This window comes from Alcanivorax sp. HI0044 (assembly GCF_001634945.1).
Genome location: NZ_LWEZ01001978.1, coordinates 1 through 562, shown reverse-complemented (window position 1 = coordinate 562; position 562 = coordinate 1). Strand labels below are relative to the sequence as shown.

1 protein-coding gene is annotated in these 562 nt (G+C 60.0%); it reads right to left on the bottom strand.

All coding sequences use genetic code 11. The features are described 5' to 3' along the window. On the bottom strand, positions 1-562 hold a 562-nt coding region (locus A3730_RS29225; protein ID WP_156501450.1), incomplete at both ends, for an AMP-binding protein.

Sequence of the window (562 nt, the reverse complement as noted above, 5' to 3'; positions counted from 1 at the left end):
ACAGCGAGGGCACCATGTACTCGGGCAACGCCTCAGCGAGAGACTGTCGCCAACCGTCACGGTTATCGCTATCGGCGCTCACATACGCCACCAACTGGTCACCGGCGTCACTGTGATGAGCAACCACAACCGCATCATTCACCTCAGGCAATTGCTTTAGCTGTTGTTCGATTTCACCCAGCTCGATACGCAAGCCCCGGATCTTCACCTGATGATCGAGGCGGCCCAGATAATCAATGGTGCCATCGCCCCGTTGCCGCACCTGATCGCCGGTGCGGTACAGGCGGCTGCCCGGCTCACCGAAAGGATTGGGCAGAAAACGTTCTGCCGTCAGATCCGGGCGGGCAAAATAGCCCCGTGCCAACCCTGTGCCGGCCAGGTACAACTCACCGGGGACACCACGGGGGACCGGGTTGAGGTCCGTATCCAGCACATGCAGCTGAATATTGCTGATCGGTACACCGATGGGCACGGTGTGGCCGCCTTCCGGCTTTTCCTTTTCTTCTCTCTCCAGGGAACGGCACTGCCAGAAACTCACATCAATGGCGGCTTCGGTGGGGCC